At 67.7% G+C, this 24812-nt stretch carries 23 protein-coding genes, 2 tRNA genes and 1 pseudogene; 12 read left to right on the top strand and 14 right to left on the bottom strand.

Annotation, left to right across the window (positions count from 1 at the left end):
- Positions 1-121 precede the first annotated feature (121 nt).
- Positions 122-1195: a GNAT family N-acetyltransferase gene (locus ACWF99_RS29705; protein ID WP_452537996.1), complete on the bottom strand. Its 1074-nt coding sequence runs from the start codon at positions 1193-1195 to the stop codon at positions 122-124.
- 180 nt (positions 1196-1375) lie between these two features.
- Between ACWF99_RS29705 and ACWF99_RS29710 the strand changes: the two genes are divergently transcribed.
- Positions 1376-2590 carry an FHA domain-containing protein gene (locus ACWF99_RS29710; RefSeq protein WP_452537997.1) on the top strand — a complete coding sequence of 405 codons (1215 nt, stop codon included), beginning with the start codon at positions 1376-1378 and terminating at the stop codon, positions 2588-2590.
- Between the two features lie 74 nt (positions 2591-2664).
- Here the strand turns inward: ACWF99_RS29710 and mihF are convergent, their stop codons facing one another.
- The gene (gene mihF / locus ACWF99_RS29715) at positions 2665-2979 is read right to left on the bottom strand and encodes an integration host factor, actinobacterial type (protein WP_019045768.1); all 315 of its coding nucleotides are present in this window, start codon (positions 2977-2979) and stop codon (positions 2665-2667) included.
- Positions 2980-3453: 474 nt separating this feature from the next.
- Here mihF and ACWF99_RS29720 point away from each other — a divergent pair, with 474 nt between their 5' ends.
- On the top strand, positions 3454-4269 hold the full coding sequence (locus ACWF99_RS29720) for a hypothetical protein (protein ID WP_378629985.1): 816 nt from the start codon (positions 3454-3456) through the stop codon (positions 4267-4269).
- Between the two features lie 67 nt (positions 4270-4336).
- On the opposite strand, the gene clpX is transcribed toward ACWF99_RS29720, so the two are convergent.
- The 5 genes from clpX to ACWF99_RS29745 all read right to left on the bottom strand — a co-directional run bounded on the left by clpX (position 4337) and on the right by ACWF99_RS29745 (position 9385).
- Positions 4337-5617 (bottom strand): ATP-dependent Clp protease ATP-binding subunit ClpX, encoded by a 1281-nt coding sequence (gene clpX, locus ACWF99_RS29725; protein WP_378629984.1) that lies wholly within the window; start codon positions 5615-5617, stop codon positions 4337-4339.
- A 242-nt stretch (positions 5618-5859) separates the two neighbouring features.
- On the bottom strand, positions 5860-6525 hold the full coding sequence (locus ACWF99_RS29730) for an ATP-dependent Clp protease proteolytic subunit (protein WP_101463989.1): 666 nt from the start codon (positions 6523-6525) through the stop codon (positions 5860-5862).
- A 43-nt stretch (positions 6526-6568) separates the two neighbouring features.
- Entirely contained in the window at positions 6569-7144 is a 576-nt protein-coding gene (locus tag ACWF99_RS29735) for an ATP-dependent Clp protease proteolytic subunit (RefSeq protein WP_056821854.1), read from the bottom strand.
- Positions 7145-7311: 167 nt separating this feature from the next.
- Positions 7312-8676: a trigger factor gene (tig, locus tag ACWF99_RS29740; RefSeq protein WP_452537998.1), complete on the bottom strand. Its 1365-nt coding sequence runs from the start codon at positions 8674-8676 to the stop codon at positions 7312-7314.
- A 160-nt stretch (positions 8677-8836) separates the two neighbouring features.
- Complete coding sequence (locus tag ACWF99_RS29745; protein ID WP_452537999.1) at positions 8837-9385, bottom strand: FKBP-type peptidyl-prolyl cis-trans isomerase; 549 nt, start codon at positions 9383-9385, stop codon at positions 8837-8839.
- Positions 9386-9547: 162 nt separating this feature from the next.
- On the opposite strand from ACWF99_RS29745, the gene ACWF99_RS29750 reads away from it, so the two are divergent.
- From ACWF99_RS29750 to ACWF99_RS29760, 3 genes and pseudogenes are all read left to right on the top strand, one after another.
- The gene (locus tag ACWF99_RS29750) at positions 9548-12016 is read left to right on the top strand and encodes a phosphoketolase family protein (RefSeq protein ID WP_452538000.1); all 2469 of its coding nucleotides are present in this window, start codon (positions 9548-9550) and stop codon (positions 12014-12016) included.
- A gap of 71 nt (positions 12017-12087) precedes the next feature.
- Positions 12088-12834, top strand: a pseudogene (locus ACWF99_RS29755) (metallophosphoesterase); the annotation flags it as partial.
- 174 nt (positions 12835-13008) lie between these two features.
- Positions 13009-13362: a hypothetical protein gene (locus ACWF99_RS29760; RefSeq protein WP_452538001.1), complete on the top strand. Its 354-nt coding sequence runs from the start codon at positions 13009-13011 to the stop codon at positions 13360-13362.
- Between the two features lie 7 nt (positions 13363-13369).
- Here ACWF99_RS29760 and fabG read toward each other — a convergent pair whose 3' ends face one another.
- From fabG to ACWF99_RS29775, 3 genes are all read right to left on the bottom strand, one after another.
- The gene (fabG, locus tag ACWF99_RS29765; RefSeq protein WP_378629972.1) at positions 13370-14128 is read right to left on the bottom strand and encodes a 3-oxoacyl-ACP reductase FabG; all 759 of its coding nucleotides are present in this window, start codon (positions 14126-14128) and stop codon (positions 13370-13372) included.
- 35 nt (positions 14129-14163) lie between these two features.
- A tRNA-Pro gene (locus ACWF99_RS29770) sits at positions 14164-14240 on the bottom strand.
- Positions 14241-14282: 42 nt separating this feature from the next.
- Positions 14283-14353, bottom strand: a tRNA-Gly gene (locus ACWF99_RS29775).
- Between the two features lie 683 nt (positions 14354-15036).
- Here ACWF99_RS29775 and ACWF99_RS29780 point away from each other — a divergent pair.
- Positions 15037-15993 (top strand): diguanylate cyclase domain-containing protein, encoded by a 957-nt coding sequence (locus ACWF99_RS29780; protein WP_452538002.1) that lies wholly within the window; start codon positions 15037-15039, stop codon positions 15991-15993.
- Between the two features lie 295 nt (positions 15994-16288).
- On the opposite strand, the gene ACWF99_RS29785 is transcribed toward ACWF99_RS29780, so the two are convergent.
- Together ACWF99_RS29785 and ACWF99_RS29790 are read right to left on the bottom strand one after the other, a co-directional pair.
- Positions 16289-17092 (bottom strand): Fpg/Nei family DNA glycosylase, encoded by an 804-nt coding sequence (locus ACWF99_RS29785; RefSeq protein WP_452538003.1) that lies wholly within the window; start codon positions 17090-17092, stop codon positions 16289-16291.
- Between the two features lie 149 nt (positions 17093-17241).
- Complete coding sequence (locus ACWF99_RS29790; protein ID WP_378629965.1) at positions 17242-17715, bottom strand: ribose-5-phosphate isomerase; 474 nt, start codon at positions 17713-17715, stop codon at positions 17242-17244.
- 36 nt (positions 17716-17751) lie between these two features.
- Here ACWF99_RS29790 and ACWF99_RS29795 point away from each other — a divergent pair, with 36 nt between their 5' ends.
- Complete coding sequence (locus ACWF99_RS29795) at positions 17752-18954, top strand: M48 family metallopeptidase (RefSeq protein ID WP_452538004.1); 1203 nt, start codon at positions 17752-17754, stop codon at positions 18952-18954.
- A gap of 40 nt (positions 18955-18994) precedes the next feature.
- On the opposite strand, the gene ACWF99_RS29800 is transcribed toward ACWF99_RS29795, so the two are convergent.
- Entirely contained in the window at positions 18995-19639 is a 645-nt protein-coding gene (locus ACWF99_RS29800; RefSeq protein ID WP_452538005.1) for a mycothiol-dependent nitroreductase Rv2466c family protein, read from the bottom strand.
- 150 nt (positions 19640-19789) lie between these two features.
- On the opposite strand from ACWF99_RS29800, the gene ACWF99_RS29805 reads away from it, so the two are divergent.
- From ACWF99_RS29805 to ACWF99_RS29825, 5 genes are all read left to right on the top strand, one after another.
- Positions 19790-21010, top strand: coding sequence for an NAD(P)/FAD-dependent oxidoreductase (locus ACWF99_RS29805; RefSeq protein WP_378629959.1), 1221 nt, complete (start codon positions 19790-19792; stop codon positions 21008-21010).
- 94 nt (positions 21011-21104) lie between these two features.
- On the top strand, positions 21105-21503 hold the full coding sequence (locus tag ACWF99_RS29810) for a YciI family protein (RefSeq protein ID WP_266298409.1): 399 nt from the start codon (positions 21105-21107) through the stop codon (positions 21501-21503).
- A 66-nt stretch (positions 21504-21569) separates the two neighbouring features.
- Positions 21570-22718 (top strand): RNA polymerase sigma factor, encoded by a 1149-nt coding sequence (locus ACWF99_RS29815; protein WP_452538006.1) that lies wholly within the window; start codon positions 21570-21572, stop codon positions 22716-22718.
- A gap of 107 nt (positions 22719-22825) precedes the next feature.
- Positions 22826-23302 (top strand): NUDIX domain-containing protein, encoded by a 477-nt coding sequence (locus ACWF99_RS29820; protein WP_452538007.1) that lies wholly within the window; start codon positions 22826-22828, stop codon positions 23300-23302.
- Positions 23303-23322: 20 nt separating this feature from the next.
- A complete protein-coding gene (locus tag ACWF99_RS29825; RefSeq protein WP_378629953.1) occupies positions 23323-23754 on the top strand; it encodes a nitroreductase family deazaflavin-dependent oxidoreductase in 432 nt (143 codons plus the stop codon).
- A gap of 49 nt (positions 23755-23803) precedes the next feature.
- Here the strand turns inward: ACWF99_RS29825 and ACWF99_RS29830 are convergent, their stop codons facing one another.
- Positions 23804-24751, bottom strand: a complete 948-nt coding sequence (locus tag ACWF99_RS29830; protein WP_378659444.1) for an AraC family transcriptional regulator — start codon at positions 24749-24751, stop codon at positions 23804-23806.
- Between the last annotated feature and the right edge of the window lie 61 nt (positions 24752-24812).

Below are 24812 nucleotides of genomic sequence, written 5' to 3' on the forward strand. Positions count from 1 at the left end.
GATGCGACGAAGGAGCGATTCCGCGGCGCCTGACCGGCGGCCCCTCAGGGCCGCGGACACGCGCGCGCCAGCGCGCCAACAAACACAGCGTCAAACCGTCAGGGACTACCAGAACCCCTGATCAGTCACTTCTCCAAGCAGCCAGCTCAGCCCCCATACAAGCACGCGGCCATTCATCGAGCCCATGAGCGATCTCGCTGGCACGTATCGCCCGCAAGCCAGGAGTTTCGTCAGCGGGCGGGATGTAACTGAACCCGAGGCGCTCGTAGTACGGACCGTTCCACGGCACCTGCGTGAACGTGGTGAGCGTGATCTCCTCGAGTCCGTTGTCCCTGGCCCACGCGACCGCATGGTCGATCAGCCGCTTGCCGATCCGCGCCCCCGCGTGAGCCGGGTCGACGGAAACCTGATCGATATGAGGCTGCCCGTCGACCAGCCCGAGAACCAGGTAGCCGACCGGCTGATCGTTGTCGTCCGGCCACACCCACGCCCGCCCCTCGACGACGAAGGCCCGCAACACCTCTCGCGACGGCGGCTCGTCCTCGGCAATCGCGGTCATGCCCACCTCGGCGAACGGCGCACCGGCCCGTCGCTCGATCTCCTGCAGCGCCGCGATCTCGTCCTCGCGCGCGAGCCGGGCAGGTCCACCGGCTACCGGAGTGGCGATGATCCCGTTGAGTAGCGCGCGCAGGGCCCAGCGCGCACGGATGTCACCGGCGGTGCGTTGTACGGACTCCACGGCGATATGCCGGTAGATCAGGTCGGCGGCCCAGGTCGCGGTCGCGGGATCGAGGCCGCCGTCGCGCAGGAGGGGCAGCAACTGCTCGATCAGCCCGAGGGCGTGTTCGGTGGTGGGGAATCGGCCGAAGGCGACGAGCGCGAGACCGTCGTGGCGGCCGAGAGCCTCGATCGAGGACTCGACCAGCTGAGTCACCCGGGTACGCCAGGCACCCTCGGTGGGCGCCTGGACCTGGGACAGAACGTGGTCGAGCATGCCGGTCAGCAGGTCGTCGCGATGGGCGACGTAGACGTACAGTGACGCGGCGCCGGTGTCGAGTTCCTTGGCGACCCGGCGCATGGTGAGCGCGGCCGCGCCCTCGGTGTCGAGGATCCGCAGTCCGGTCTCGATCACGAGATCGCGGCTCAACGGGACTTTCGCCGGTCGGGCCCGGCGACTGACGGGTGCGGCGTTCATGCGCCGATCCTACGCGGCCGACGAACATCGTTTGGTACGAACGCCGTTCGAAATTTACCTTCGGACCTTATCCCCGGGCGTCCGTCCATCTATGCTGGCGGCGGAGACCAAGGTCGCGGTCTGCCGCACAGCGGGGTCGGCCGAGGCAGCGGTGAAGGCCAGTCCGACAAGGAGGCGTTGATGCACGCGCATTCGTCCACCGTGGCCATCGTGCCGGGGACCGGGATCGTCGCTCGATTCGGCGATGTCGTCGTCTATCTGGCCGGGGAGACACCGTCGACCGATCGGCTACTCGGTGCGGTGGAAACCGTCGCCAACAACACCGCGGCGAGCGCACCCGGTGCGGCCCTGGCGCAGCGCCTGGCGGGCGTGGTGTTCGGCGGCGCTTCTGCCCCACCGCCTTTCGGCGTGCTCGCCCCGACCGCCGACGGGATGCTGATCCTGTTGCGCGGCGCGGTGATCGCCGAGATCTCCGGCGCGGAGGGCAACCGCCGCCTCGCCGGCGACCGGGCCTTCACCTGGGTCGACGAGATCATCCGCGAACCTGTCCGCCGGATCGCGGTCGGCGCCGAGATGGCCGACCCCACCAGCGCCAATCCCCGCACCGACCTGCGCGCGGGCATCGTCACCGGCAACGGTTTCGTGCTCAACCTGGGCCGGCGCCGCAATCCCCCGCCGCGCCGGGTCGAATCCGTCGACGAGCCCGCACCGACGGAGGCCACCGGCTTCCAAGCCCTGCGCCCACCGACCGCGCGACCCACCGACACCAGCGACGCGCTCCCGGCCACCGCGGGATTCCCGGCGCCGACACCCGACCAGCCCGCGACCTCCGGTTTCCAGCCCGACGCCGGCCGACCCGACAGCGAGACGGTGAGCACGGGCAGCCGACCGGCCACCGGCGATGTCGCAGGCACCGGATCGAGCAACTCCGACGGCGTCACCGTGAGCACCGGCCCGCGCAGCTCACCCGCCGCCAACGCGCCCCGCGCCTGGTCCCAAGCACTCGATGCCGCCAAACGCGCCGAACCGGTCGCGTTGAGCAAGAGCGCGCCGCCCCACAGCGGTTCGCGCGGCGCCCTGGTCACCGAAGACGGGCTGAGCTACCCACTGGATCGGCCCTACGTCCTCGGCCGCAACCCCTCGGGGGAAGAATCGGTTCGCGCTTCCGCGGCGACGCCGATACTGATCGAACGCGATCGGCTCGTCTCGCGGGTCCATGCCTTCGTCGCCCCCGACCGTGGCAAGGTGTTCGTCCGCGAGGCCCCCGCGACCTCCGGAACTTTCTTCGCCGCCCCCGACAGCGAACGCTGGTCTCGCGTCGGCACCCTCCCGATCGAGTTGCAACCGGGATGGCGCCTGCGGATCAACGACTTCCTGCTGACCTACTGCGTGTAAATCACCTACTGCGAAACACAGACCATCCCGACGCCCGTGCATTCAGCTCCACGGGCGTCGGATCGCGAATCGGCTCAGGCCTCGAGGGCGTCGAGCAGGGCCGCGCGCTGACGAGCACCCAGGCCGCCGATACGGCGATCCTCGGGAATCTCGGCCTGGTCCATCAGCTTGGCGGCCTTGACCGGACCAACGCCCGGCAGTGCCTTGATCACGGCAGCGACCTTGGTCTTCTTCACCAGGTCGTCGCTGTCGGCTTTCTTGAGCAGATCGGCGACGGTGACCTTGCCCTCCTTCACCTTGCCGATCAGTTCCGAGCGCGCCTTGCGCACGGCAGCCGCTTTGGCCAACGCCTCGGTGCGCTGTTCGGCGGTCATCGTAGGCAGTGCCATGTCTCCTCCGCTTCCACTCGTCACTCGAACATCTGATTGACGGACCGAGTAAACAGCACGAAATCGGCAGCACCAGTCCGACACACCGCGAGGATACGCCGATGAGTTTTGCGTGCCGAACCCGTCGTATTCAGTGACGGCCCTGCAAGACGGACCAAACGGACGAAAGGACGGGCGGCGCAGGCCGGCGTAACACCGCGGTGACCAGCAGCGAAACATCATCAGAAGCACTTTTACGGGATGAAGGTTCAACGGCGAACCACGGAGGATCAACGACGCTCCTCGGCCCGGGCGCGACCCGTTCTCGAACGGTCGTCACCGTCTCCCGCATCGCTGCACAGACAGCTACACAGTTGTGCGCCAGACATTTTCAGCGCCTGCGGGCCGAGCAATTCGGGCCCGCGGGTGTTCTCTCCCCGCTCGATGCGCAACAATGACGCGACCCGGCGAACCCTTTTGCTACCTGGAGTTGCGATGCGCGAGGAACACCCGCTCGACCACGAGGTCACCGCTCTGCCCGTGCGGGTGGAACGGGCCAGGCGTCGCATCGCCTATCAGTCCGACCCCGCACTGACCGACGCGCTGTCCGAAGACGAGTTGCGCGCCGAGCGCGAACTCGCCGAAAAGATCCGTACCTACGAGCGCGATCAGCGCTGGAAGCACATCAAGGCCGCCTCCTCGCACGCCGACCGCTTGCGTGACACCACCGCGGAGCTCGAGCGGGCCGAGATGTCGGACCTGATGCTGGCCCGCAAGGCCATCGCCGCGCAACGTCGCGAGTCCAACCCGCGCGCTCGCCTCGCCTCGCTCTATCAGCACCGCACCTGGTCGCTGCGGGCACTGGCCGGCGTGGTGATCACGGGCATGCTGTGGTCGGCGGTGAACGTCCAGCACAACATCGCCCCCGGCGGACCCACCGACCCGCTCTACTGGGCCAGCTTCGGCCTGGAGGCGATGATCAGCGTGTGCCTGATCATCATCATGATCGGCACCACACGGGTGGCCGAGTGGGGCGTGATGGGCAACCGCAACCAGGTGCTGATCGCCGAGCTGTTCCTGCTCACGCTGACCATCGCCCTCAACACCTATCCACACCTGAGCGCACAGCATTGGTACGACGCCGCTGTGCACGCGGTGGCCCCGGTGATGATCGGTGTCGCCCTGCTCATCCACAACGCCGCCAGCGCCCGCTACAGCACCGCGATCGTCCGTGCCAGCGCGGAGATCCCGGCCGACGACGCCGACGATCCCCTGGCCGCGCCGAGCCTGGGTAATCCGGCCGTCAGCTAGCTTCCACCGACACACAGCGAAGGGCCCCTCCGGATCAGATCCGAAGGGGCCCTTTGCCGTTGGTTTGTTACGCCGACTTCTCGCGACGCTCGGGACGCTGCGCCTTGCGCGGCACGATCGTCGGGAGGACGTTGTCGATGACGGTGTCGGCGTTCACGACCACCTTGGCGACGTCGTCACGGCCGGGGATGTCGTACATCACCGGCAGCAGGACCTCTTCCATGATGGCGCGCAGGCCGCGAGCACCGGTGCCGCGCAGGATCGCCTGATCGGCGATCGCTTCGAGGGCGTCGGCGGTGAACTCGAGGTCGACGCCGTCCATCTCGAACAGGCGAACGTACTGCTTGACCAGTGCGTTCTTCGGCTCGGAGAGAATAGTGACCAGCGATTCCTTGTCCAGGTTCGTCACCGAGGCGACGATGGGCAGGCGGCCGATGAACTCGGGGATCAGACCGAACTTGATCAGATCCTCGGGCATCACGTCGGCGAAGTGGTCGTCGGTGTCGACCTCGGCCTTGGAGCGCACCTCGGCGCCGAAGCCGATGCCGCGGTGACCGGTGCGGTCGGAGATGATCTTCTCCAGGCCCGCGAACGCGCCCGCCACGATGAACAGCACGTTGGTGGTGTCGATCTGGATGAACTCCTGGTGCGGGTGCTTGCGACCGCCCTGCGGCGGCACACTCGCCTGGGTGCCCTCCAGAATCTTCAGCAGCGCCTGCTGCACACCCTCGCCCGACACATCGCGGGTGATCGACGGGTTCTCGCTCTTGCGGGCGATCTTGTCGACCTCGTCGATGTAGATGATGCCGGTCTCGGCGCGCTTGACGTCGTAGTCGGCGGCCTGGATCAGCTTCAGCAGGATGTTCTCGACATCCTCACCGACATAGCCCGCCTCGGTGAGCGCGGTGGCATCGGCGATGGCGAACGGCACGTTCAGCATCTTGGCCAGGGTCTGCGCGAGGTAGGTCTTGCCGCAACCGGTGGGGCCGAGCATAAGGATGTTCGACTTCATCAGCTCGACGGCCTCACCGCGGCTGTCGCGGCCCTTGTCACCCGCCTGGATGCGCTTGTAGTGGTTGTAGACCGCGACGGCGAGGGTCCGCTTGGCGGTGTCCTGGCCGATCACGTAGTTCTCGAGGAAATCCCGGATCTCCGAAGGCTTGGGCAACTCGTCGAGCTTCACTTCGCTCGACTCGGCCAGCTCTTCTTCGATGATCTCGTTGCACAGGTCGATGCACTCGTCGCAGATATACACCCCAGGGCCCGCGATGAGCTTCTTGACCTGCTTCTGGCTCTTTCCGCAGAACGAGCACTTCAGCAGATCGCCGCCGTCTCCGATGCGCGCCATCTCGTAGGTCCCTACTTCCTTGTCCGAGTGCGACCGTCGTCCCCCGATTGGGCCGGAAATACGTCTCGGTGCCGTCAATCAGAGCAATGGTCCCTGAGTCGACCGTACCTGGTGTGCGCGAGACAGGTCGACAACTCGCGCATGTTCGATGTGAAGGGTTGTGCGGGTCCTCACCATTGTGAGCCACCGCGGGTGAAAAAGCCGGGCCCGCCGCCCAGATCAGGACAGCGGGCCCGGGCGTGTCACTTCTGTCCGCTGAGCTTCCGGTAATCGAAGACCTGGTCGATGATGCCGTATTCCTTGGCTTCCTCGGCGGTCAGGATCTTGTCACGGTCGGTGTCCTTGCGCACCTGCTCCTCGGGCTTGCCGGTGTGGCGCGAGATGGTGACTTCCATCAGGCGACGCATCCGCTCGATCTCGGCCGCGGCGATCTCGAGGTCGGACACCTGACCCTGCACACCGCCGGAGGACGGCTGGTGGATCAGGATGCGCGCGTTGGGCAGCGCGGCACGCTTGCCGGGAGCGCCCGCGGCCAGCAGCACCGCGGCGGCCGAGGCCGCCTGACCCAGGCAGACCGTCACCACGTCGGGGCGCACGTACTGCATGGTGTCGTAGATCGCCATCAGCGCGGTGAACGAACCACCCGGCGAGTTGATGTACATGGTGATGTCGCGGTCGGGGTCCTGGGACTCCAGCACCAGCAGCTGCGCCATGATGTCGTTGGCCGAGACATCGTCGACCTGGTTGCCCAGGAAGATGATGCGCTCCTCGAACAGCTTGTTGTACGGGTCGGAGGTCTTGACGCCGAACGAAGTCTGCTCGGTGAACTGCGGCAGGATGTAGCGCGACTGGGGAAGGCCCGCTGCGGAGCCGCCGTGTCCAGCGCGCGGGTCGAAGAGGTTGGCCATCTTTATCTCCAAGCTTGTCTCGAGTGAGGGGGGACGGCGGCGGTTACTTCGCCTGGTTCGCGTGGGCGACCACGTGGTCGATGAAGCCGTATTCGAGGGCTTCCTTCGCCGTGAACCAGCGGTCGCGGTCCGCGTCCTCGGTCACCTGCTCCACCGACTTGCCGGTGTGCAGCGACTGCAGTTCGTTGAGCTCACGCTTGGTGTGGGCGAACTGCTCGGCCATGATCGCGATATCGGCCGCCGAACCACCGATGCCCGCCGACGGCTGGTGCATCATGATCCGGGTGTGCGGCAGCGCGAAACGCTTGCCCTTGGTACCCGCGGTGAGCAGGAACTGTCCCATCGATGCGGCCAGACCCATCGCGACGGTCTTGATGTCGCACTCGGCGAACTGCATCGTGTCGTAGATGGCCATGCCCGCGGTGACCGAGCCACCGGGCGAGTTGATGTAGAGCGCGATGTCCTTCGTCGCGTCCTCGGCCGAGAGCAGCAGGATCTGCGCGCAGATCTTGTTCGCGATCTCATCGTCGACCTGGGTGCCCAGGAAGATGATGCGCTCGCGAAGCAGCCGTTCGTATACGGAATCACTGAGGTTGAGTCCAGCGGTAGCGGCTGTCATGACCCCTGCCTGGTTGATCGTCACGGATACCTGCCTTCTCTTCTCACCGATTGCTACGGCCATACGAATACGGTTCGTCGTCACAAACACTAACGAAGCAGGGCGGCACCGAACTCCCGGTACCGCCCTTCTTCGCTCACAGCGCAATCAAATCACGCCGCCGAAACCTACTCAGCAGCGGCTTCGTCCAGCTCGATTTCAGCGGAATCCGCAGGGTCACCGAACATTTCGGTGGTGTCGACCACATTGCCGTCGGAATCGGTAACCTTCACCTGACCGACAACTCCGGCCAGCGCCTTGCCGCGTCGCACGTCGGCGAAGACCGCGCCGAGCTGACCCGCCTGCTGGACCTGCTGGATGAACTGCTCGGGCGACATGCCGTAACGCTGCGCCTGGAACAGGATTCGCTCGGTCAGCTCCTGCTGGCCGACCTGAGTGTTCTCGGCCTCGGCGATGGCGTCCAGCAGCAGCTGGGTCTTCACCGACTTCTCGGCGGCTTCCTGGGTGTCCTTGTCGAACTCCTCGCGGGAGGAGCCCTGCGCCTCGAGCGCCTCGGCCAGCTTGGCCTCGTCGTGGTCGAAACCGTGGACGGCGTCGTGGACCACGGCGTCGACCTCGGCCTTGACGACGGCCTCGGGCAGCGGGACCTCGACGGTCTCGAGCAGGGTGTCGAGCACCTTGTCACGGATGGAACCGGCCTGCTCGACCTTCTTGACACGCTCGACGCGGCCCTTCAGGTCTTCCTTGAGCTCGTCGATGGTGTCGAACTCGCTGGCCAGCTGGGCGAACTCGTCGTCGGCCTCGGGCAGCTCGCGCTCCTTGACCGACTGCACGGTGACGGTGATCACGGCTTCCTTGCCCGCGTGGTCGCCCGCCACCAGGGTGGAGGTGAACTCGGCGGACTCGCCGGCCTTCAGGCCGATGACGGCCTCGTCGAGGCCCTCGATCAGCTGACCCGAACCGACCTCGTGCGACAGCCCGGTGGTGGCCGCCTCGGGGACGTCGTCACCGTCGACGGTGGCCGACAGGTCGATCGACACGAAGTCGCCATCGGCCACGGCACGCTCGACGCCGGTGAGGGTGCCGAAGCGCTGACGCAGCGAGGCGAGCTGCTCCTCGATGTCGTCGTCGGCGATGGTGAAGGAATCGACAGTCACCTCGATGCCCGAGTAGTCGGGCAGGGCGATCTCGGGGCGCACGTCGACCTCGGCGGTGAACGCCAGCTCTTCGCCGTCTTCGATCTTGGTGATCTCGATCTCGGGCTGACCGATGACCTTGACCTCGGTGGCCTGCACGGCCTCGGCGTAGCGGGCGGGCAGCGCGTCGTTGACGACCTGCTCCAGCACGGCGCCGCGGCCGACACGGGTCTCGATCAGCTTGGCCGGAGCCTTGCCGGGACGGAAGCCGGGGATCTTGACCTGCTGCGCCAGCGCCTTGTAGGCCTTGTCGAAGTCGGGCTTCAGCTCCTCGAAGGGCACCTCGACGTTGATCCGGACCCGGGTCGGGCTCAGCTGCTCGACGGTGCTCTTCACGGACATACTCCTTGGTTCGTAGTTCATGGTGGTGTCCCCACAGGGGGCGACGCGCCATAGTCAGGCACGGCTAAGCCAGGTGCGGCGCACAATGCGCATCCCGACCAGGGTAGTTGACCGCCCGCGCGGTCGCGCAATCGGTGTTTGGTTGAGGGTGCCGCTAGCGGCCGACCTGCACGGCGTCGGTCACGAAGACCAACGTCTCGTTCGGCGGCACACCGTTGCCGCCCTCGCCGTAGCCGAGGTTCGGCGGCACGATCAGCAGCCTGCGCGTGCCCTGCTGCACGCCGATCAGCCCCTCGTCCCAGCCCTGGATGACCTGGCCGGCGCCGAGGGTGAGCCCGAACGGCTTGCCGCGCTGGAAGGAGCTGTCGAGTACCTGCTTGTCCGACCAGGGGACCAGCTCGTAGTTCATCGTCAGCGGCTGTCCGGCCACCGCGCCCGGCCCGGTGCCCACCACCAGGTCCTTGGTGATCAGGGTCTTGGGCGGGTCACAGCTGTCGGGGATGGTGATCTTGGGCGCCTCGCCGTAACCACCGCTGACCTTCACGTCGTCGGCGGTGCATTCGCGACCCTTGCTCGCGGAGCTCCCGCCGGCCACGCTCGAGCTCGGCGCGCTGCTCGAATCCGTGTCGGAGCCGCAGGCCGCTGTCGTGATCGCGGCGGCCGCGACGAGTCCGATTCCGATGATCCTGCCGAGAGAATGCATGGCCCGCAGAGTAATCGACCGCCGTTGCGGCGTCGGGAACCGGCACGACGGTAGGCTCGGCGGTGCGTTTCTCCACCGGTGCCGCCGGTCCTCGATCGGCGCCCGTGCAGGCCCCCGCGGCGCGGACGGCGCCGTGACCTCATCGAGTTCGAGGAGTCCGCGATGACCGAAACCACCGTGGGCGACACCGCGGCGGACAATGTGGGAGACGGTCAGGGCGAGACCATCGCCCCGAAGCCCTACGTCCTCACCGACGCGCCCGGTCCGCTCTCGCGCGAGGAACTCGTCGCCGTCGACGCGTGGTGGCGGGCGTCGAATTATCTCGCGGTCGGCCAGATCTATCTGATGAGCAATCCGCTGCTGCGCACCCCGCTGGTCCCCGACGACATCAAGCCGCGCCTGCTCGGCCACTTCGGCACCGTGCCCGGCCTGAATCTGGTGTGGGCCCACGCCAATCGGGTGATCCGGGACCGCGGCCTGAACGCGGTCTATGTCGCGGGCCCCGGTCACGGCGGCCCTGGTCCCAACGCCTGCGCGTGGCTGGAGGACGCCTACGCCCAGCTCGAACCGGACATCCCCCGCGACGTCGACGGCATGCGCACATTCTTCCACCGGTTCTCCTTCCCCGGCGGTGTGCCGAGCCACTGCGCGCCGGAGACGCCGGGGTCGTTCCACGAGGGCGGTGAGCTCGGCTACTCCCTGCTGCACGCCTACGGCGCCGCCCTGGACAACCCCGATCTCGTCGTGTTCTGCGTGGTCGGGGACGGCGAAGCCGAGACCGGTCCGCTGGCGGGCAGCTGGCACGCGAACAAATTCCTCAACGCGGGGCGCGACGGCGCGGTGGTGCCGATCCTCGCGCTCAACGAGTACAAGATCGCCAATCCGACGATCCTCGCCCGCATTCCCGAGGCAGAACTGATCGAGCTGCTCCGTGGCTACGGCTACGAACCGCTGATCGTCTCGGGCAACGACCCCGCACCGGTCCACCAGGCGATGGCCGCTGCGATGAACACCTGTATGGACCGGATCGCGCGGTTCCAGCGGGCGGCCCGCGAGGACGGGGACACGAAACGGCCGCGCTGGCCGATGATCGTGATGCACACGCCGAAGGGCTGGACCTGTCCCCCGGTGGTCGACGGCCAACGGGTCGAGGGCACGTTCCGCGCCCATCAGGTGCCGCTGCCGAACGCGCGCACCGACTCCGAGCACCGGCGGGTGCTGGAGCTGTGGTTGCGGTCGTACCGGCCGGAGGAACTGTTCGATCAGGACGGGTCGCCGGTGCGGGCCCTGCTCGAGCAGGTGCCGGCGAATCCGATGAGCCTGAACCCGGTTGCCAACGGCGGCTTGCTGATTCGCGATCTCGACCTACCCGACTGGCGCGACTACTGCGTGGACGTGGTGTCGCCAGGTGCGGGTCAGCACGAGGCCACCAGGGTCCTCGGCGGCTGGCTGCGCGATGTCACCGCCCGCAATCCGCACAACTTCCTCACCTTCGCTCCCGACGAACTGGTCAGCAATCGGTTGCAGGACATTCTCGAGGTGACCGGGCGCGACTGGCAGGAAGAAGTCGGGCGCTGGGATGTGGATCTGTCGACGGTCGGGCGCGCGGTCGAAGTGCTGTCGGAGCACATGTGCGAGGGCCTGCTGGAGGGTTATCTGCTGACCGGCCGCCACGGCGTCTTCACCTGCTACGAGGCGTTCATCCACATCGTCGACGCCATGTTCAATCAGCACGCCAAGTGGCTCGATGCCAGCTCGGCGGTGCCGTGGCGGCGCAAGATCCCCAGCCTGAACTACCTGCTCACCTCGCACGTGTGGCGCCAGGACCACAACGGGTTCACCCATCAGGATCCCGGTTTCCTCGACGTGGTGGCGAACAAGAGCCCCGATATCGTCCGCGTGTATCTGCCGCCGGATGCCAACACCCTGCTGTCGACCTACGACCACTGCCTGCGATCGCTGCACTACGCGAACGTGGTGGTGGCGGGCAAACAGCCGGGGCCGGACTGGCTTTCGGCCGAGGAGGCGGGGCTGCACTGCACGCGCGGTCTCGGGATCTGGGAGTGGGCGTGTCACAACGACGACCCCGGCACCACCCCCGATGTCGTGCTCGGGTGCGCGGGCGACGTGCCGACCCTGGAAACGCTGGCCGCGGTGGCGATCCTCCGAGATCGGCTGCCCGACTTGCGGATTCGGTTCATCAATGTCGTCGACCTGATGCGCATGCTGCCCGCAGGCGAGCACCCGCACGGCCTGCCCGACGCCGAGTTCGACGCCCTGTTCACCACCGACCGCCCGGTGATCTTCGCCTTCCACGGCTACCCGTGGCTGGTGCACCGGCTCACCTACAGCCGCACCAACCACGCCAATCTGCACGTGCGCGGCTACAAGGAGAAGGGCACCACCACCACACCCTTCGACATGGTGATGCTCAACGATCTGGACCGCTTCCATCTGGTACTCGATGTGATCGACCGGGTACCCGGGCTGCGCGAGCGGGCGGCGGGTCTGCGCCAGGAGATCGTCGACGCCCGGTTGATCGCGCGCCGCTGGACCCGCGAGCAGGGCGCCGACATTCCGGTCGTGGCCGATTGGGTCTGGCCCGACTCGGCGATCCCCACCGCGCGGTAACGCGGTTGCGGCGCGGGCCCGCCCTGCACGACGATGGAAGGGATATGACCGAATCCCGCCGCACCGAGCTCCTCCCCCGCGATCGCCGCGATCTGACCGGACCGTTCGACGTGATCGGCGACGTCCACGGCTGCCGCTCCGAATTGGAGACCCTGCTCGGCGAACTCGGCTACGTCCTCGACCGTGACCGTCGCGGCCGCCCGATCGGTGCCGCCCACCCCGGCGAGCGCACCGTGATCTTCGTCGGCGACCTCGTCGACCGGGGCCCCGACACCCCCGGCGTGCTGCGCCTGGTGATGGGGATGGTGGCCGGGAGAACCGCCCTGTGCGTCACCGGCAACCACGATCACAAGCTGATGCGCGCCCTCGACGGCCGCAACGTCCGCATCGCGCACGGCCTCGAACAGTCGCTGTCCCAGCTGGCCGACGAAGACCTCGAATTCCGTACGGCCGCACACGCTTTCCTCGCCACCCTGCCGAGCCACTACCTCCTCGACGGCGGCAAGCTGGTCGTGGCCCACGCGGGTCTGCCCGAGAGCCTGCACGGCAGCAGGTCGGCCCGTGCCCGCTCCTTCGCCCTCTACGGCGCCCCCACCGGTGAGCTCGACGAACACGGCTACCCCGTCCGCTACGACTGGGCCCAGGACTATCGAGGCACCGCCACGGTCCTCTACGGCCACACGCCGGTCCACACCTTGAACTGGGTCAACAACACCCTCTGCCTGGACACCGGCGCAGTCTTCGGCGGCACCCTCTCCGCCCTGCGCTACCCCGAGATGACCACGATCTCCGTCCCCGCCGAGCAGGTCTGGAGTGAACGCGCGGGCATCACGCCCGTGCCCGACTGAGCCAGTCGACGGGACACGCAACGCCGGGCGCGGGGATCCGTCGCCGAATCGTCAACGTCGAACCCGGGTGTGACGTGCGGATTTCCATCCTGATGGGCCTACCATCAGCAGCGGACGACCCGACTCATCGACGAGGAGAGGTTCATGCGCCGTACATTTCTCGCTCTGTCTGTACTCGCTCCGCTCATGGTCAACGGTGTCGCGAGCGCCGATCCAGCACCGCAGGGGACGCTGACGGCGTGGACGTTCACCGGACGGGAGCCGGTTCCGGTGAACCGGGCCGATATCGAGGTGACGCCGTGCGATGCGAAGCAGGTGGTCGCGACGCTGGTCAGCGGGGCCGACGGGCGCGCCACGGTGGCGCTGCCCGCGGGGTGCTACGAGGCGAAGGTGGTGACTGTGCCCGGCGGCTGCGGGTTGGCCGTCACCGAGCCGGTGCGGGTCACCGTGGCCGCGGGCACGGAGGCGCGGGCGGACTTCCGGTTCGGCTGCGCCTGACCGACGTTCAGTCCTTCGGGCCACCGGCCACGTAGATGACCTGGCCCGAGACGAAGCCGGCGCCCTCGCTCACGAAGAACGCGGCGGTGTTGGCGATGTCTTCGGGTGTGCCGACCCGGTTCACCGGGATCTGCGCGGCCGCGGCGGCTTTGAAGGCCTCGAAGTCCGCGCCGACCCGGGCGGCGGTGGCCGCGGTCATCTCGGTTTCGATGAAGCCGGGCGCGATCGCGTTGGCGGTGACGCCGAATTTGCCGAGTTCGAAGGCGAGGGTCTTGGTGAACCCCTGCATGCCCGCCTTGGCCGCGGAGTAGTTGGCCTGGCCGCGATTGCCCAGCGCCGAGGTGCTCGACAGATTGACGATGCGACCGAACTTCGCCTCGACCATGTACTTCTGCACGGCGCGGGTCATCAGGAAGGCACCGCGCAGGTGCACGTTCATGACGGTGTCCCAGTCGTCGGCCGACATCTTGAACAGCAGGTTGTCGCGCAGCACGCCCGCGTTGTTGACCAGTACGGTCGGCGCGCCGAGCTCGGTGGCGATCCGCTCCACCGCGGCGGTGACGGCCGCTTCGTCGGCCACGTCGGCGCCGACCGCGAGGGCGGCGCCCCCGGCGGCCTCGATGGCGGCGACGGTGCCCGCGCACGCGGCTTCGTCGAGATCGAGGACGGCGACGGCGTATCCGTCGGCGGCGAGCTTCGTGGCCACCGCGGCGCCGATGCCACGGGCGGCTCCGGTGACGATCGCGACCTTGCGTTGCGTGGGCATCCGTCTCCTACAAGCCTGAGCTGGGCGAATGGTGATGGTCGGGGTGACAGGATTTGAACCTGCGACCCTCCGCTCCCAAAGCGGATGCGCTACCAAGCTGCGCTACACCCCGATACCTCACCGGCGAGAGCACCGTGGAGGCAATACATGTTTGAGCGGGTGACGGGAATCGAACCCGCACCATCAGCTTGGAAGGCTGAGGTTCTACCATTGAACTACACCCGCAGGCATACGACATCGATGGGATCGCCACGATGTCGTGTGCGCCACGACTGTACCGAACCCCGCGCGAAAAATGCCAATCCGGCCCCTGCCTGCCCGATTGATGCGTGTCGGCTGCCGGTGTACCCCACTCCCCACGCGACCAACCCTCGCTGTGCCCGATTAGGGCCTAATGACCCTATCCCCGAAACCCCCTCCCGGCGACGATGGTTGATGCGCCCATGGGGACCGGCGCCTGCTCCACCGGGGGATTAAATAGGAGAATTTTCCTTAAAAACCCGGCACGTGGGCGGCGAGTAGGCCACCATGAGAGTGCGCGTGACGACTACTGCCACATCGTCACGACTCGCACCCCGTGCCAGGAGGGACCCATGGCGACGCAACGTCCACCGCCCAGCGGAGGGCATCACGCTGCACGTTTCGGCTCCCGAAATTTCTTTTCGGAAAATGTGTAACGCCGGAGACGCTGCAGCGATGTCATACCGAATCGCCATTCGCGAGAGACCGGAGAACGCGTTGCAGAACGTGACTTTTCAGTCTCGGGTGGCTTGCTAGGATCCTTTTTGCCGGACGGGGGTATCTGGAAAGGGGGCGGTGAGCGTGTGCCGAACTCGGTGGACCCAACCGCGTAGCAGTGCGAATGATCGAGGTGGCAAGTTCGTCGCCACCGACCGCCGGTGATGTCGATGACTGTCCACATCGAGCCACCGGTTGCCGCGATGGCCCGCGCCTGGGCCCGCGCGGTATGCGCCGAACCGGGCTCTTCCACGGCGCCGCACCAGTTGGAGCCGGTGCTCGTCGACATCGTCGAGCGGCTGCTGCACCTGGCGCGGACCGAACCGTTCCCGGTTCCACAGGCGCGCAAGCTCGGCGCGCGGTTGGCCGAGGCGCCGTTCGAACGCACCAGGATGCTGGCCCACGCCAGTCGCTGGCTGCTCGGTTTCCCCTCGGGGGTTCCGGGTTCGCTGGTGGCGACCCGCTGGCCGCTGGTGGCCAGCCAGGCCATCGACAGCTACGCGCAGGCTCTGCAGGAACGCGCTCTGGCGCAACAGGAACAGAACATCTCGGCGAAAGTGTCACTGCGCGTACAGGAGATCGCCGCGCTGCAGCACCGCTTGCGCCACGAGGCGACCCACGACGCCCTCACCGATCTCGCGAACCGCACGCTGCTGCAAGAACGGGTGCGCGCGTTCGCCGCCGACCCGAGCCGCGGTGTCGGTGTGCTGGTGGTGGACCTGGACCGCTTCAAACAGATCAACGACGGCTACGGACACGCGATCGGCGACGAGGTACTGGTCGAACTGGCCAACCGCTTGCGTGAGGTGTGCCCGCCCGACACGGTGATCTGCCGATACGGCGGCGACGAGTTCGTGGTGGCGGCCAACCCCCGCCGCGACACCCTCGGCGAGTTGGCACACCGCGTGGTCGCCGCACTGCGCGACCCGGTGTGGTCGAGCGCGGGCCCCGTGCCGGTTTCGGCCAGCGTGGGCACCGCTTTCTGCCCACCGGGAAAGACGTGCGATTTCACCGACCTGTTGCGTCGCGCCGACCGCGCGATGTACTCGGCGAAATCGGCGGGCGGGCGGCGTTTCGCGCTCGCTGAATCGGGCGACCCCGAACTGGGAACGGCGGTCGCCGACTGAGTCGGATCGCGAAGCCTGCACTTCGCGGTCCGGCTCAGCCGATTTCGACCGGTCGACTCGTGACATCGATGGAGTCCGTACTCGGCACCGGGGGCACCTGCCGGCTACGGCTCGTCGACGGCCCGCATCGTGGCCGTGCGCTCAGTGTTCGAGATAGTTGACCGCAGCCTGGCCGGGGGTGTCGCATCGGCGCACCACGACGATCAGTGGAGCACACTGAGCAACGCCGCCGAGCCGAAAAATGGTGCAGTGCCGCCAGAACGCTCGCACACCGGCGGGAATCGCTCCGGCGCTGTCAGCGGGGCTGGCAGGTGGGGCACCAGAAGAGGTTTCGGGCTTCCATGACCTTGTGTGCGACGGGGGTGGCGCAGACTCGGCAGGGTTCGCCTTGGCGGCGGTAGACGTAGGTGCGGGGGCGGTCCTTGGTGTAAGACGGTGCGCCGGTGTCGTGTTCGGGGCGGACCACGTGCATGCGGCCGGTGGTGACGCCGACCGGCATGAGGTCGACCAGGTCGGCCCAGAGGGCGTCCCATTCGGTCGGGGTGATCGAGGTGCCGGGGCGGAAGGGCGAGATGCCGTGGCGGAACAGGACTTCCGCGCGGTAGACGTTGCCGACGCCGGCGATCAGGGCCTGGTCCATCAGCAGTGCGCCGATCGCCCTGCGGGAACGCCGGATTCGCGCACCCGCTCGTTCGTGGTCGGCGTCGGCGCGCAACGGATCGGCGCCGAGGCGTGCGGTGAGCGCGTCCACTTCGGGCGGCATCAGCACTTCGCACGCCGTGGGCCCGCGCAGATCGGTGCCGAAATCCGTTGCGGCCCCCAGCATTCGCATACGCACCTGCCCCACCGGCGCCGCCATCGGCAACTCGACCTCGCTGAAAGTGCCGTACAGCCCGAGATGCACATGCACCGTCAACCCGGACGCATAGTGATGCAGCAGATGCTTCCCATAGGCCTCGGCCCGCTCGAGCACCTGCCCGTCCACCAGTGCGGCCCCGTCGGCGAACCGCCCCTGTGGACTCGAAACCCGCACCACCCCACCGGAAAACCGTCGGTGATGGAGCTGCGCTATCCGATGGAGAGTGTGCCCCTCAGGCAAAGAAACACACCCTCCTCAGGCTGCCTCTCCGGGTAGTCGGCCAGACCTCGGTGCGTTCACCGTCGGCGATGCGGCCGACGGTGAAGTGCACGTCGGGTCGGCCCGTACCCGGCGAGTTACCCATGTACTCACGAAATCAGTTGGTGAGCTCAGTACGCGGGGACCTCTGGCGCGATGCCGGTCTTCTCGTAGTCGGCGAGGATGTCGATGCGACGCTGGTGACGCGCCTCGTCCGACCACGCGGCCGCGAGGAACGCGTCGACGATGGCGAGCGCATCGGCGGTGGAGTGCATGCGGCCGCCGATGCCGATCAGGTTGGCGTTGTTGTGTTCGCGGGCCAGCACGGCGGTTTCGACGCTCCAGGCCAGGGCGCAGCGAGCGCCGGCGACCTTGTTGGCGGCGATCTGCTCACCGTTGCCGCTGCCACCGAAGACCAGGCCGAGCGAGCCCGGGTCGGCGACGGTGCGTCGGGCCGCCTCGATGCAGAAGGCGGGGTAATCGTCGAGAGCGTCGTATTCGAGGGCGCCGCAGTCGACGACCTCCACTCCGGCCTCCTGCAGATGAGCCTTGACGTGATTCTTCAGTTCGAAACCGGCATGGTCGGCACCCAGGTAAACGCGCATGGCTGCGATTGTCGCAGGCCCGCTTAGAGTCGTTTCATGCACCCGCACGAACCGCATTTCCCGCATTCAGCAGGTTCCCCGCCGGAGCACACCGGCCAGCAGCCCGACCGAACACCGTCACTGGACAAAGACACCGCGCCGCCGTCGCCGTGGGCCCAGCCCGATCCACGGACGGGCGGTTTCCCCGCGCAGGACGCCCCACCACAGCCGCAGGCAGGCCCGTATCCGCCGGTCGCCCCTGGCCAGTACGCGCCCGGCTACTACCCGCCGAGCGGTCCGCCCGCACCGCCGCAGCATCGACCGCGCGGACTCATGCCGTGGGATCGCCCCGCCCGGCATCCGTGGGAGATCCCGCTGCTGATCGTCGTCATCATGATCACCGCGGTCGCGTACCTGCTCGCGCTCCTGCTCATGACGGTCGAGCTGTTCGCCGATCCCATCGTCGACGAGCGCGGTGTGGAGCAGACCGGTTCGATCGTCACCAGTCCGTATGTACTGCTGCTGTTGTTCGCGCCGGTGCTGCTGTGGGCCGGACGTGGTCTGAATCTCGCGACCCAGCGCGTGAACGGGGTGAAGATGTCGCCCACCCAGTTCCCCGAGGGCTACCGGATGGTGCAGGAGGCGGCGGCGCGATTCGGGATGCACAAGGCGCCGGACGCCTACGTCATCCTGGGCAACGGCCAGATCAACGCGTTCGCCTCCGGCCACGGGTTCCGCCGGTTCGTCGTGGTCTACAGCGACCTGTTCGAAATCGGCGGCGCCGCGCGTGAACCCGATGGACTCGCGTTCATCATCGGGCATGAAGTCGGCCATATCGCCGCTGGTCACGTCTCCTATTGGCGCCAGCTGGGCATGTTCGTCGCGCCGTGGCTGCCACTGCTCGGGTCGTCGCTGATCCGTGCCCAGGAGTACACCGCCGACAATCACGGCTTCTGCTTCCGGCCGCACGGCGCGTCCACCGCGATGGCGACGCTCGCTGCCGGCAAGTACCTCAATACCGATGTCGGTGTGGACGAGATGGCCGACCGTGCCGCGCTCGACCGGGGTGGTTTCGTCTGGCTGGTCAACGCGATGGCCAGTCACCCGGTGCTCACCTGGCGGATGTGGGCGCTGCGCGATCGCAGCAGGCCGGGCCCGATGTTCTGGCGTCCGAGTGCACCGCATCCCGGCATGATCCCGCCGCACGGCGGGTATCCGCTGAATTCGACGCCGCCCGCGTTGCCGCCGAAGCCGGTCTGATCGGTCGGGGGTGCCGGTGCGGGCACCCCCGACCGCATGATCAGTCGAAGACCGGGTCCTCGGTGCGGGTGCGCTTGAGCTCGAAGAAGTGCGGGTACGAGGCCAGCGCGACCACGCCGTCCCACACCTTGCCCGCGTCCTCGCCGCGCGGGATGCGCGAGAGTACCGGCCCGAAGAAGGCAGTCCCGTTGATGTGGATGGTCGGCGTGCCGACATCGGGGCCGACCTTGTCCATACCCGCGTGATGGCTGGCCCGCAACGCCTCGTCGTAGTCGGTGCTGTTCGCGGCCTCGGCGAGTTCGGCGGGCAGGTTCAGTTCGGCGAGCGCGTCGGCGACGACCGCGTCGAAGGTCTCCTGCAGCGTCTCGCGCTCGTACTCGGCCTTGCGGTCGTGGATCCGGGTGCCCAGCGCCGTGTAGAGCGGGGACAGGATCTCGTCGCCGTACTTCTGTCCGGCGGCGGTGACGACCCGAACCGGGCCCCACGCGGCGGCCATCATGTCGACATACCGCTCCGGCAGGCCCTCTTTGCCCTCGTTGAGCACCGCCAGGCTCATCACGTGGAAGCGCGTTTCGATATCGCGCACCTTTTCGACTTCCAGGATCCACCGCGAGGTGATCCAGCACCACGGGCACAGCGGGTCGAACCAGAAATCGGCGACATCCTTGGTGGCCTGTTCGCTCACGATGGGTTCCTCTCGGGTCAGCTGTGGTGGGCCGGGTCGCCCCACCGATTGGTGCAACCGCGTCACCGCCGGAATCGTTCCCGTGGGTGAAAACGCGCACTAAGCTCGGGTTGCGAGGAGTCCCGGTCGTCCGCGAGAAGGGGTCCGTTCATGAGCTCGAATCAGCATTTCGTCGTCATCGGTGGAGGTCTGGGCGGAGCGAAAATCGCCGAAGCCCTGCGCGCCAACGATTTCGACGGCCGCGTCACTCTGCTGGCCGCCGAAGAGGAGCTGCCCTACGAGCGTCCGCCACTGTCGAAACAGCACCTGGCGGGCACCCAGCAACTGCCCGATTTCACCGTCGATCCGGCCGCTTGGTACCGCGATCACCACGTCGACCTGCGACTGGGCACCACCGCGACCGCGTTCGATCCGATCGCCAAGACGGTGACACTGCCCGACGGTTCCACGCTCGACTACGACAAACTGGCTCTGGCCACCGGTTCGCGAGCCCGCACGCTCGACATTCCCGGCGCCGATGCCCCGAACGTCTACACGCTGCGCACGATCGGCGATTCGAACGCGCTGCTCGAGATACTGCGCACGGACCGGCGCCTGGTGATCATCGGGGCCGGGTGGATCGGTCTCGAGGTCGCCGCGCAGGCCCGCGCCAAGGGTGTCGAGGTGACGGTGATCGAGACGGCCGACCTGCCGCTGGTCACGGTGCTCGGCCCGGAGATGGGCGCGTTCTACGCCGATCTGCATCGCGCGCACGGCGTCGACCTGCGCACGAACACCTCCGTCGACGCGATCCTCACCGACGAGGACGAGGCGACCGGTGTGCAGCTCGGCGACGGCACCGTGGTGCCCGCGCAGGCGGTGCTGGTCGCGGTGGGCGCGCAGCCCAATATCGAGGCGGCCACGGCGGCCGGGCTGGCGGTCGACGGCGGCGTGCTGGTGGACGCCGCCCTGCGCACCAGCAACCCCGATGTGGTCGCGGTGGGCGATATCGCCGAACAGGACCATCCGCTGCTGCACCGGCCGATCCGCATCGAGCACTGGGCGACCGCGCTGAATCAGCCCGCCGTCGCCGCGAAGACGATGCTGGGCAAAGCGGCTGTCTACGACCGGCTTCCGTATTTCTTCAGCGATCAGTACGACGTCGGGATGGAGTACTCCGGCTATGTCGGACGCGGCGACGACGTGCGGGTGGTGGTGCGCGGCGATCTCGATGAGCGCGAATTCGTCGCGTTCTGGCTGGACGCGCAGAACAGGGTGCGCGCGGGGATGAACGTCAATGTGTGGGATGTGACCGACCGGATCAAGCAGCTGATCGAATCGGCGGAACCCGTCGACCCGGACCGGCTGGCGGACACGAGCATCCCGCTGTGATCCACTTCACGGCGATCGTTGTGTCGAAGACTGCTCATCGGCTCCGACCAACCGTCGAACGCGCCGCAAGGGCGCAGCGAACAGGAGCCGAACCATGAAATTCATGCTGGTCAAGACCTATTCCGAGACCGCCTACTGCGACATCCCGCTGCCGGAGTGGGCGCCCGAGGACATCGCTGCCCACATCGACTTCCAGCGGGCACTGGGCGAACAACTCGCCGCCGCGGGCGAACTCGTCGACGCGCAGGGCCTGGCGGCACCCGATCAGGCGATGATCGTGTGCTCCGACGGTCGCTCGGCGCCGGTCGTGACCGACGGGCCTTTCCCGGAGACCAAGGAGTTCCTGGCCGGTTTCTGGGTGGTCGATGTCGATTCTGTCGAGCGCGCGGTCGAGATCGCCGCGCAGGCCTCCGCGGCGCCGGGCCCCGGCGGCAAGCCGATCGGGGAATACATCGAGGTGCGCCAGATCATGAGCGCGCCCGACGTGGCCTGAGGCGAGACGCTGACTCCGCGTATCGAGGACCTGCTGCGTGAACTCTCGCCGCAGGTCCTCGGCGTATTGGTCCGCCGCTTCGGCGATTTCGACCTCGCCGAGGATTCGGTGCAGGACGCGCTGCTCGCGGCGGCGACCCAGTGGGATCGCGACGGACTTCCGGACAATCCGCGCGGCTGGCTGATCCAGGTCGCGCAGCGGCGGATGGCCGACGCGGTGCGCGCCGAGGTGGCGCGGCGACGCAGGGAGACCACGGTTTTCGTGCGGGATGTTCCCGTCGAGGCAGTCGGTAGCGATGACACCCTCGACATGTACTTCCTGTGCTGCCATCCCGACTTGCCGCCCGCCGGAGCGGTGGCCCTGACGCTGCGGGCCGTCGGCGGCCTGAGTACCGCCGAGATCGCGGCGGCCTTCCTCGTCCCGGAATCGACGATGGGCCAACGTATCTCGCGGGCGAAGAAGCGTCTGGCCGAATCGGATCGGCCGTTCGCCGACGGCGCGCACGACAGCACCCGGGTGAGTGCGGTGCTGCAGGTGCTGTACGTGATCTTCACGGAGGGGCACACCAGCACCGCCGGAACGGGGTTGCGTCGCGGGGACCTGTCGGCGGAAGCGATCCGGCTCACGCGCGCGCTGCGCACGCTGCTCCCGGAGAACGCGGAGGTCACCGGTCTTCTCGCGCTGATGCTGCTCACCGACGCCCGCCGCGCCGCCCGCTCCGGTCCGCACGGCGAGCTGATCCCGCTCACCGAACAGGACCGCTCCCGCTGGGACCGCACCCAGATCACCGAGGGTCTTCGCCTGCTCACCGCGACCATGCCCGCCGGGCTGACGGGTCTCTACCAGATGCAGGCCGCCATCGCGGCTCTGCATGCGCAGGCCCGACGCCCCGAGGACACCGACTGGACGCGAATCCTGCAGCTCTACACCATGATCGAACGTCTGACCCCCAACCCGATGATCACCCTCAACCGCGCGGTCGCCACCGCGATGGTGCACGGTCCGGCCGCGGGGCTGGCGGTGGCCGACAGCGTCGCCGAACCGCTGGCACGCTCGCACCGCCTCGCCGCCGTGCGCGGGCATCTTCACGAAATGGCAGGCGAGCAGGCCGCGGCCGTGCGCGAATACCAGCGGGCGGCCAGACAGACCGCCAGCGTGCCCGAACGCGACTACCTGTTGCTGCGCGCCGCACGTCTGCGAGCGGGCGGCGCGTGACCTCAGGAGCTGTCGTCCGACCCCGAATTCGCCGGTGGTACAGCCCGTTTTCGACGTCACCCAGGCTGGCGGCGTCGAGCGAGCCGGTGCCTGGCAGACTCGCTTTGATGACGGACGTTTTCAGTGCGGGCGTGCTGGTGTATCGCCGCGTCGAGGCCGGAATCGAGGTCCTGCTCGGGCATATGGGTGGGCCGCTGTGGGCGAAGAAGGACGCGTCGGCATGGTCGATCCCCAAGGGCGAGTACCTGTCCGAGGAAGAGTCCGCGCGCGAGGCCGCCCGGCGGGAGTTCACCGAGGAACTCGGGCTGCCGGTGCCCGAGGGCGAGTGGATGGACCTCGGTGAGGTGAGTTATCGCAGCGGGACCAAGCGCAAGTACCTCACCGTGTGGGCGGTCGAGGGCGACCTCGACCCGGCCGATGTCGTGCCGGGCACCTTCGAGATGGAGTGGCCGCCGCGGTCGGGCAAGGTCGCGGAATTCCCCGAGATCGACCGGGCGGACTGGTTCGCCCCCGCCACGGCGCAGGAAAAGCTCGGCAAAGGCCAGCGCCCCTTCCTCGACCGCCTCACCGATCAACTGCACTGAGATCGGGGTAGATTTCAGCTATGCCCAGCGACCTGCAGCTGAAGATCATGAACAGAGTCCACCGCACCCTGCTCACGGTGACCGGCGGACGCATCGGCAACTCGTTCTTCGGAATGCCGTCCCTGCAACTCACCACGATCGGCCGCAAATCCGGCGAGCCGCGCAAGGTCATGCTGACCGCGCCGATCATCGACGGCGACACGATCGTCGTCGTCGCCTCCCGCGGCGGGGACCCCACCCATCCCGCCTGGTTCGTGAACCTGCGCGACAACCCGAACGTCGAGGTGTCACTGCGCAACGGCCCCGTGCGCCCGATGACAGCCCACGTCGCCACCCCCGACGAACGCGCGGCACTGTGGCCCCGGGTCACCGAGGCCTACAAGGGCTACGCCGACTATCAGACGAAAACCACGCGCGAGATCCCCTTGGTCCTGCTCACGCCGAGGAACTGACCCACCTGCCGGCGGGCACACAGGGCGGGCATCGAACACGATGCCCGTCCTACACCAGCGCGGCCCGGAACTCGGTGGGGCTTGTGCCGCGTAGTCGTTTGAAGGCCGCGCTGAAGCCGAAGGCGTCGGAATAGCCGACCGTGGTGGCCACCTGGGCGACGCTGCGCGCGGGGTCGGCGAGCAGCTCTTCGGCTTCGGCCATGCGCCATTCGGTGAGGTAGGCCAGTGGCGGTTCGCCCATCACCTCGGTGAAGCGCCGAGCGAACAGGGCGCGCGAGACCGCCGCCTCGGTGGCCAGGCTCGCCACCGTCCAGCGGTGGAACGGCCGGTCGTGGATGGCGGTGAGCGCCGGGCCGACGATCGGGTCGGCCATCCCCCGGTACCAGGCGGGCGCGCAATGCTGCTGTTCGGCGAGCCAGGAGCGCAGCGTGCAGACCAGCGCCCAGTCCAGCAGCCGGTCCATCAGCGCCTGCGAGCCCGCGCTGAACCGGACCGCGTCGGCGGCGGATTGTTCCAGCCACAAACACATTTCCGGGTCCTCGTGGACCACCATCACCTGCGGTAGCGCTCGCAACAGCCGTTCGTGGCGTCGCCCCGATGCCCGATAGGCGCCGACGAGCAGCGAAGTCTCGCCTGGCGCACCGGTTGTCGCCGGCGTGACGATCAATTCCGATGTCGCACAACTGATGTCGGTGGGACCGAACCCGTCCGGCACGAAACAGGACAGCTCGTAGCGCTCGTGTGGACGGTCGAGCGCGGCGGGCGTGTCTGCCAGGTGGAAGGGTTCACCCGCCTGCACGAGCGCGGTGTCACCGGCGATCAGACTCGTGCGTGATCCATCAGCGAGCACCAGCGTGCCGCCGCCACGCAGCACTGTCACCATGATCAAGGGCGCACGGTCGGCGAAACGAATCGTCCAGGGTGGTCGCAGGACCGCATGGGCCACGACCGATCCTTCGGCACGAATGCCGCTCAGCAACGAACTCAACGGGTCCACGCCACCAGCGTAGACGAATTCCTATCGACTGGAGATGATCACCCATAGATCGTCCACACGA

The sequence above is a fragment of the Nocardia sp. NPDC055002 genome (assembly GCF_053608825.1).

Bases quoted from the DNA above. Each gene is read 5' to 3' on its own strand.
- ACWF99_RS29705 (WP_452537996.1), bottom strand. From the start codon at position 1,195: ATGAACGCCGCACCCGTCAGTCGCCGGGCCCGACCGGCGAAAGTCCCG.
- ACWF99_RS29710 (WP_452537997.1), top strand. From the start codon at position 1,376: ATGCACGCGCATTCGTCCACCGTGGCCATCGTGCCGGGGACCGGGATC.
- mihF (WP_019045768.1), bottom strand. From the start codon at position 2,979: ATGGCACTGCCTACGATGACCGCCGAACAGCGCACCGAGGCGTTGGCC.
- ACWF99_RS29720 (WP_378629985.1), top strand. From the start codon at position 3,454: ATGCGCGAGGAACACCCGCTCGACCACGAGGTCACCGCTCTGCCCGTG.
- clpX (WP_378629984.1), bottom strand. From the start codon at position 5,617: ATGGCGCGCATCGGAGACGGCGGCGATCTGCTGAAGTGCTCGTTCTGC.
- ACWF99_RS29730 (WP_101463989.1), bottom strand. From the start codon at position 6,525: ATGGCCAACCTCTTCGACCCGCGCGCTGGACACGGCGGCTCCGCAGCG.
- ACWF99_RS29735 (WP_056821854.1), bottom strand. From the start codon at position 7,144: ATGACAGCCGCTACCGCTGGACTCAACCTCAGTGATTCCGTATACGAA.
- ACWF99_RS29745 (WP_452537999.1), bottom strand. From the start codon at position 9,385: ATGCATTCTCTCGGCAGGATCATCGGAATCGGACTCGTCGCGGCCGCC.
- ACWF99_RS29750 (WP_452538000.1), top strand. From the start codon at position 9,548: ATGACCGAAACCACCGTGGGCGACACCGCGGCGGACAATGTGGGAGAC.
- ACWF99_RS29760 (WP_452538001.1), top strand. From the start codon at position 13,009: ATGCGCCGTACATTTCTCGCTCTGTCTGTACTCGCTCCGCTCATGGTC.
- fabG (WP_378629972.1), bottom strand. From the start codon at position 14,128: ATGCCCACGCAACGCAAGGTCGCGATCGTCACCGGAGCCGCCCGTGGC.
- ACWF99_RS29780 (WP_452538002.1), top strand. From the start codon at position 15,037: ATGACTGTCCACATCGAGCCACCGGTTGCCGCGATGGCCCGCGCCTGG.
- ACWF99_RS29790 (WP_378629965.1), bottom strand. From the start codon at position 17,715: ATGCGCGTTTACCTGGGTGCCGACCATGCCGGTTTCGAACTGAAGAAT.
- ACWF99_RS29795 (WP_452538004.1), top strand. From the start codon at position 17,752: ATGCACCCGCACGAACCGCATTTCCCGCATTCAGCAGGTTCCCCGCCG.
- ACWF99_RS29805 (WP_378629959.1), top strand. From the start codon at position 19,790: ATGAGCTCGAATCAGCATTTCGTCGTCATCGGTGGAGGTCTGGGCGGA.
- ACWF99_RS29810 (WP_266298409.1), top strand. From the start codon at position 21,105: ATGAAATTCATGCTGGTCAAGACCTATTCCGAGACCGCCTACTGCGAC.
- ACWF99_RS29820 (WP_452538007.1), top strand. From the start codon at position 22,826: ATGACGGACGTTTTCAGTGCGGGCGTGCTGGTGTATCGCCGCGTCGAG.
- ACWF99_RS29825 (WP_378629953.1), top strand. From the start codon at position 23,323: ATGCCCAGCGACCTGCAGCTGAAGATCATGAACAGAGTCCACCGCACC.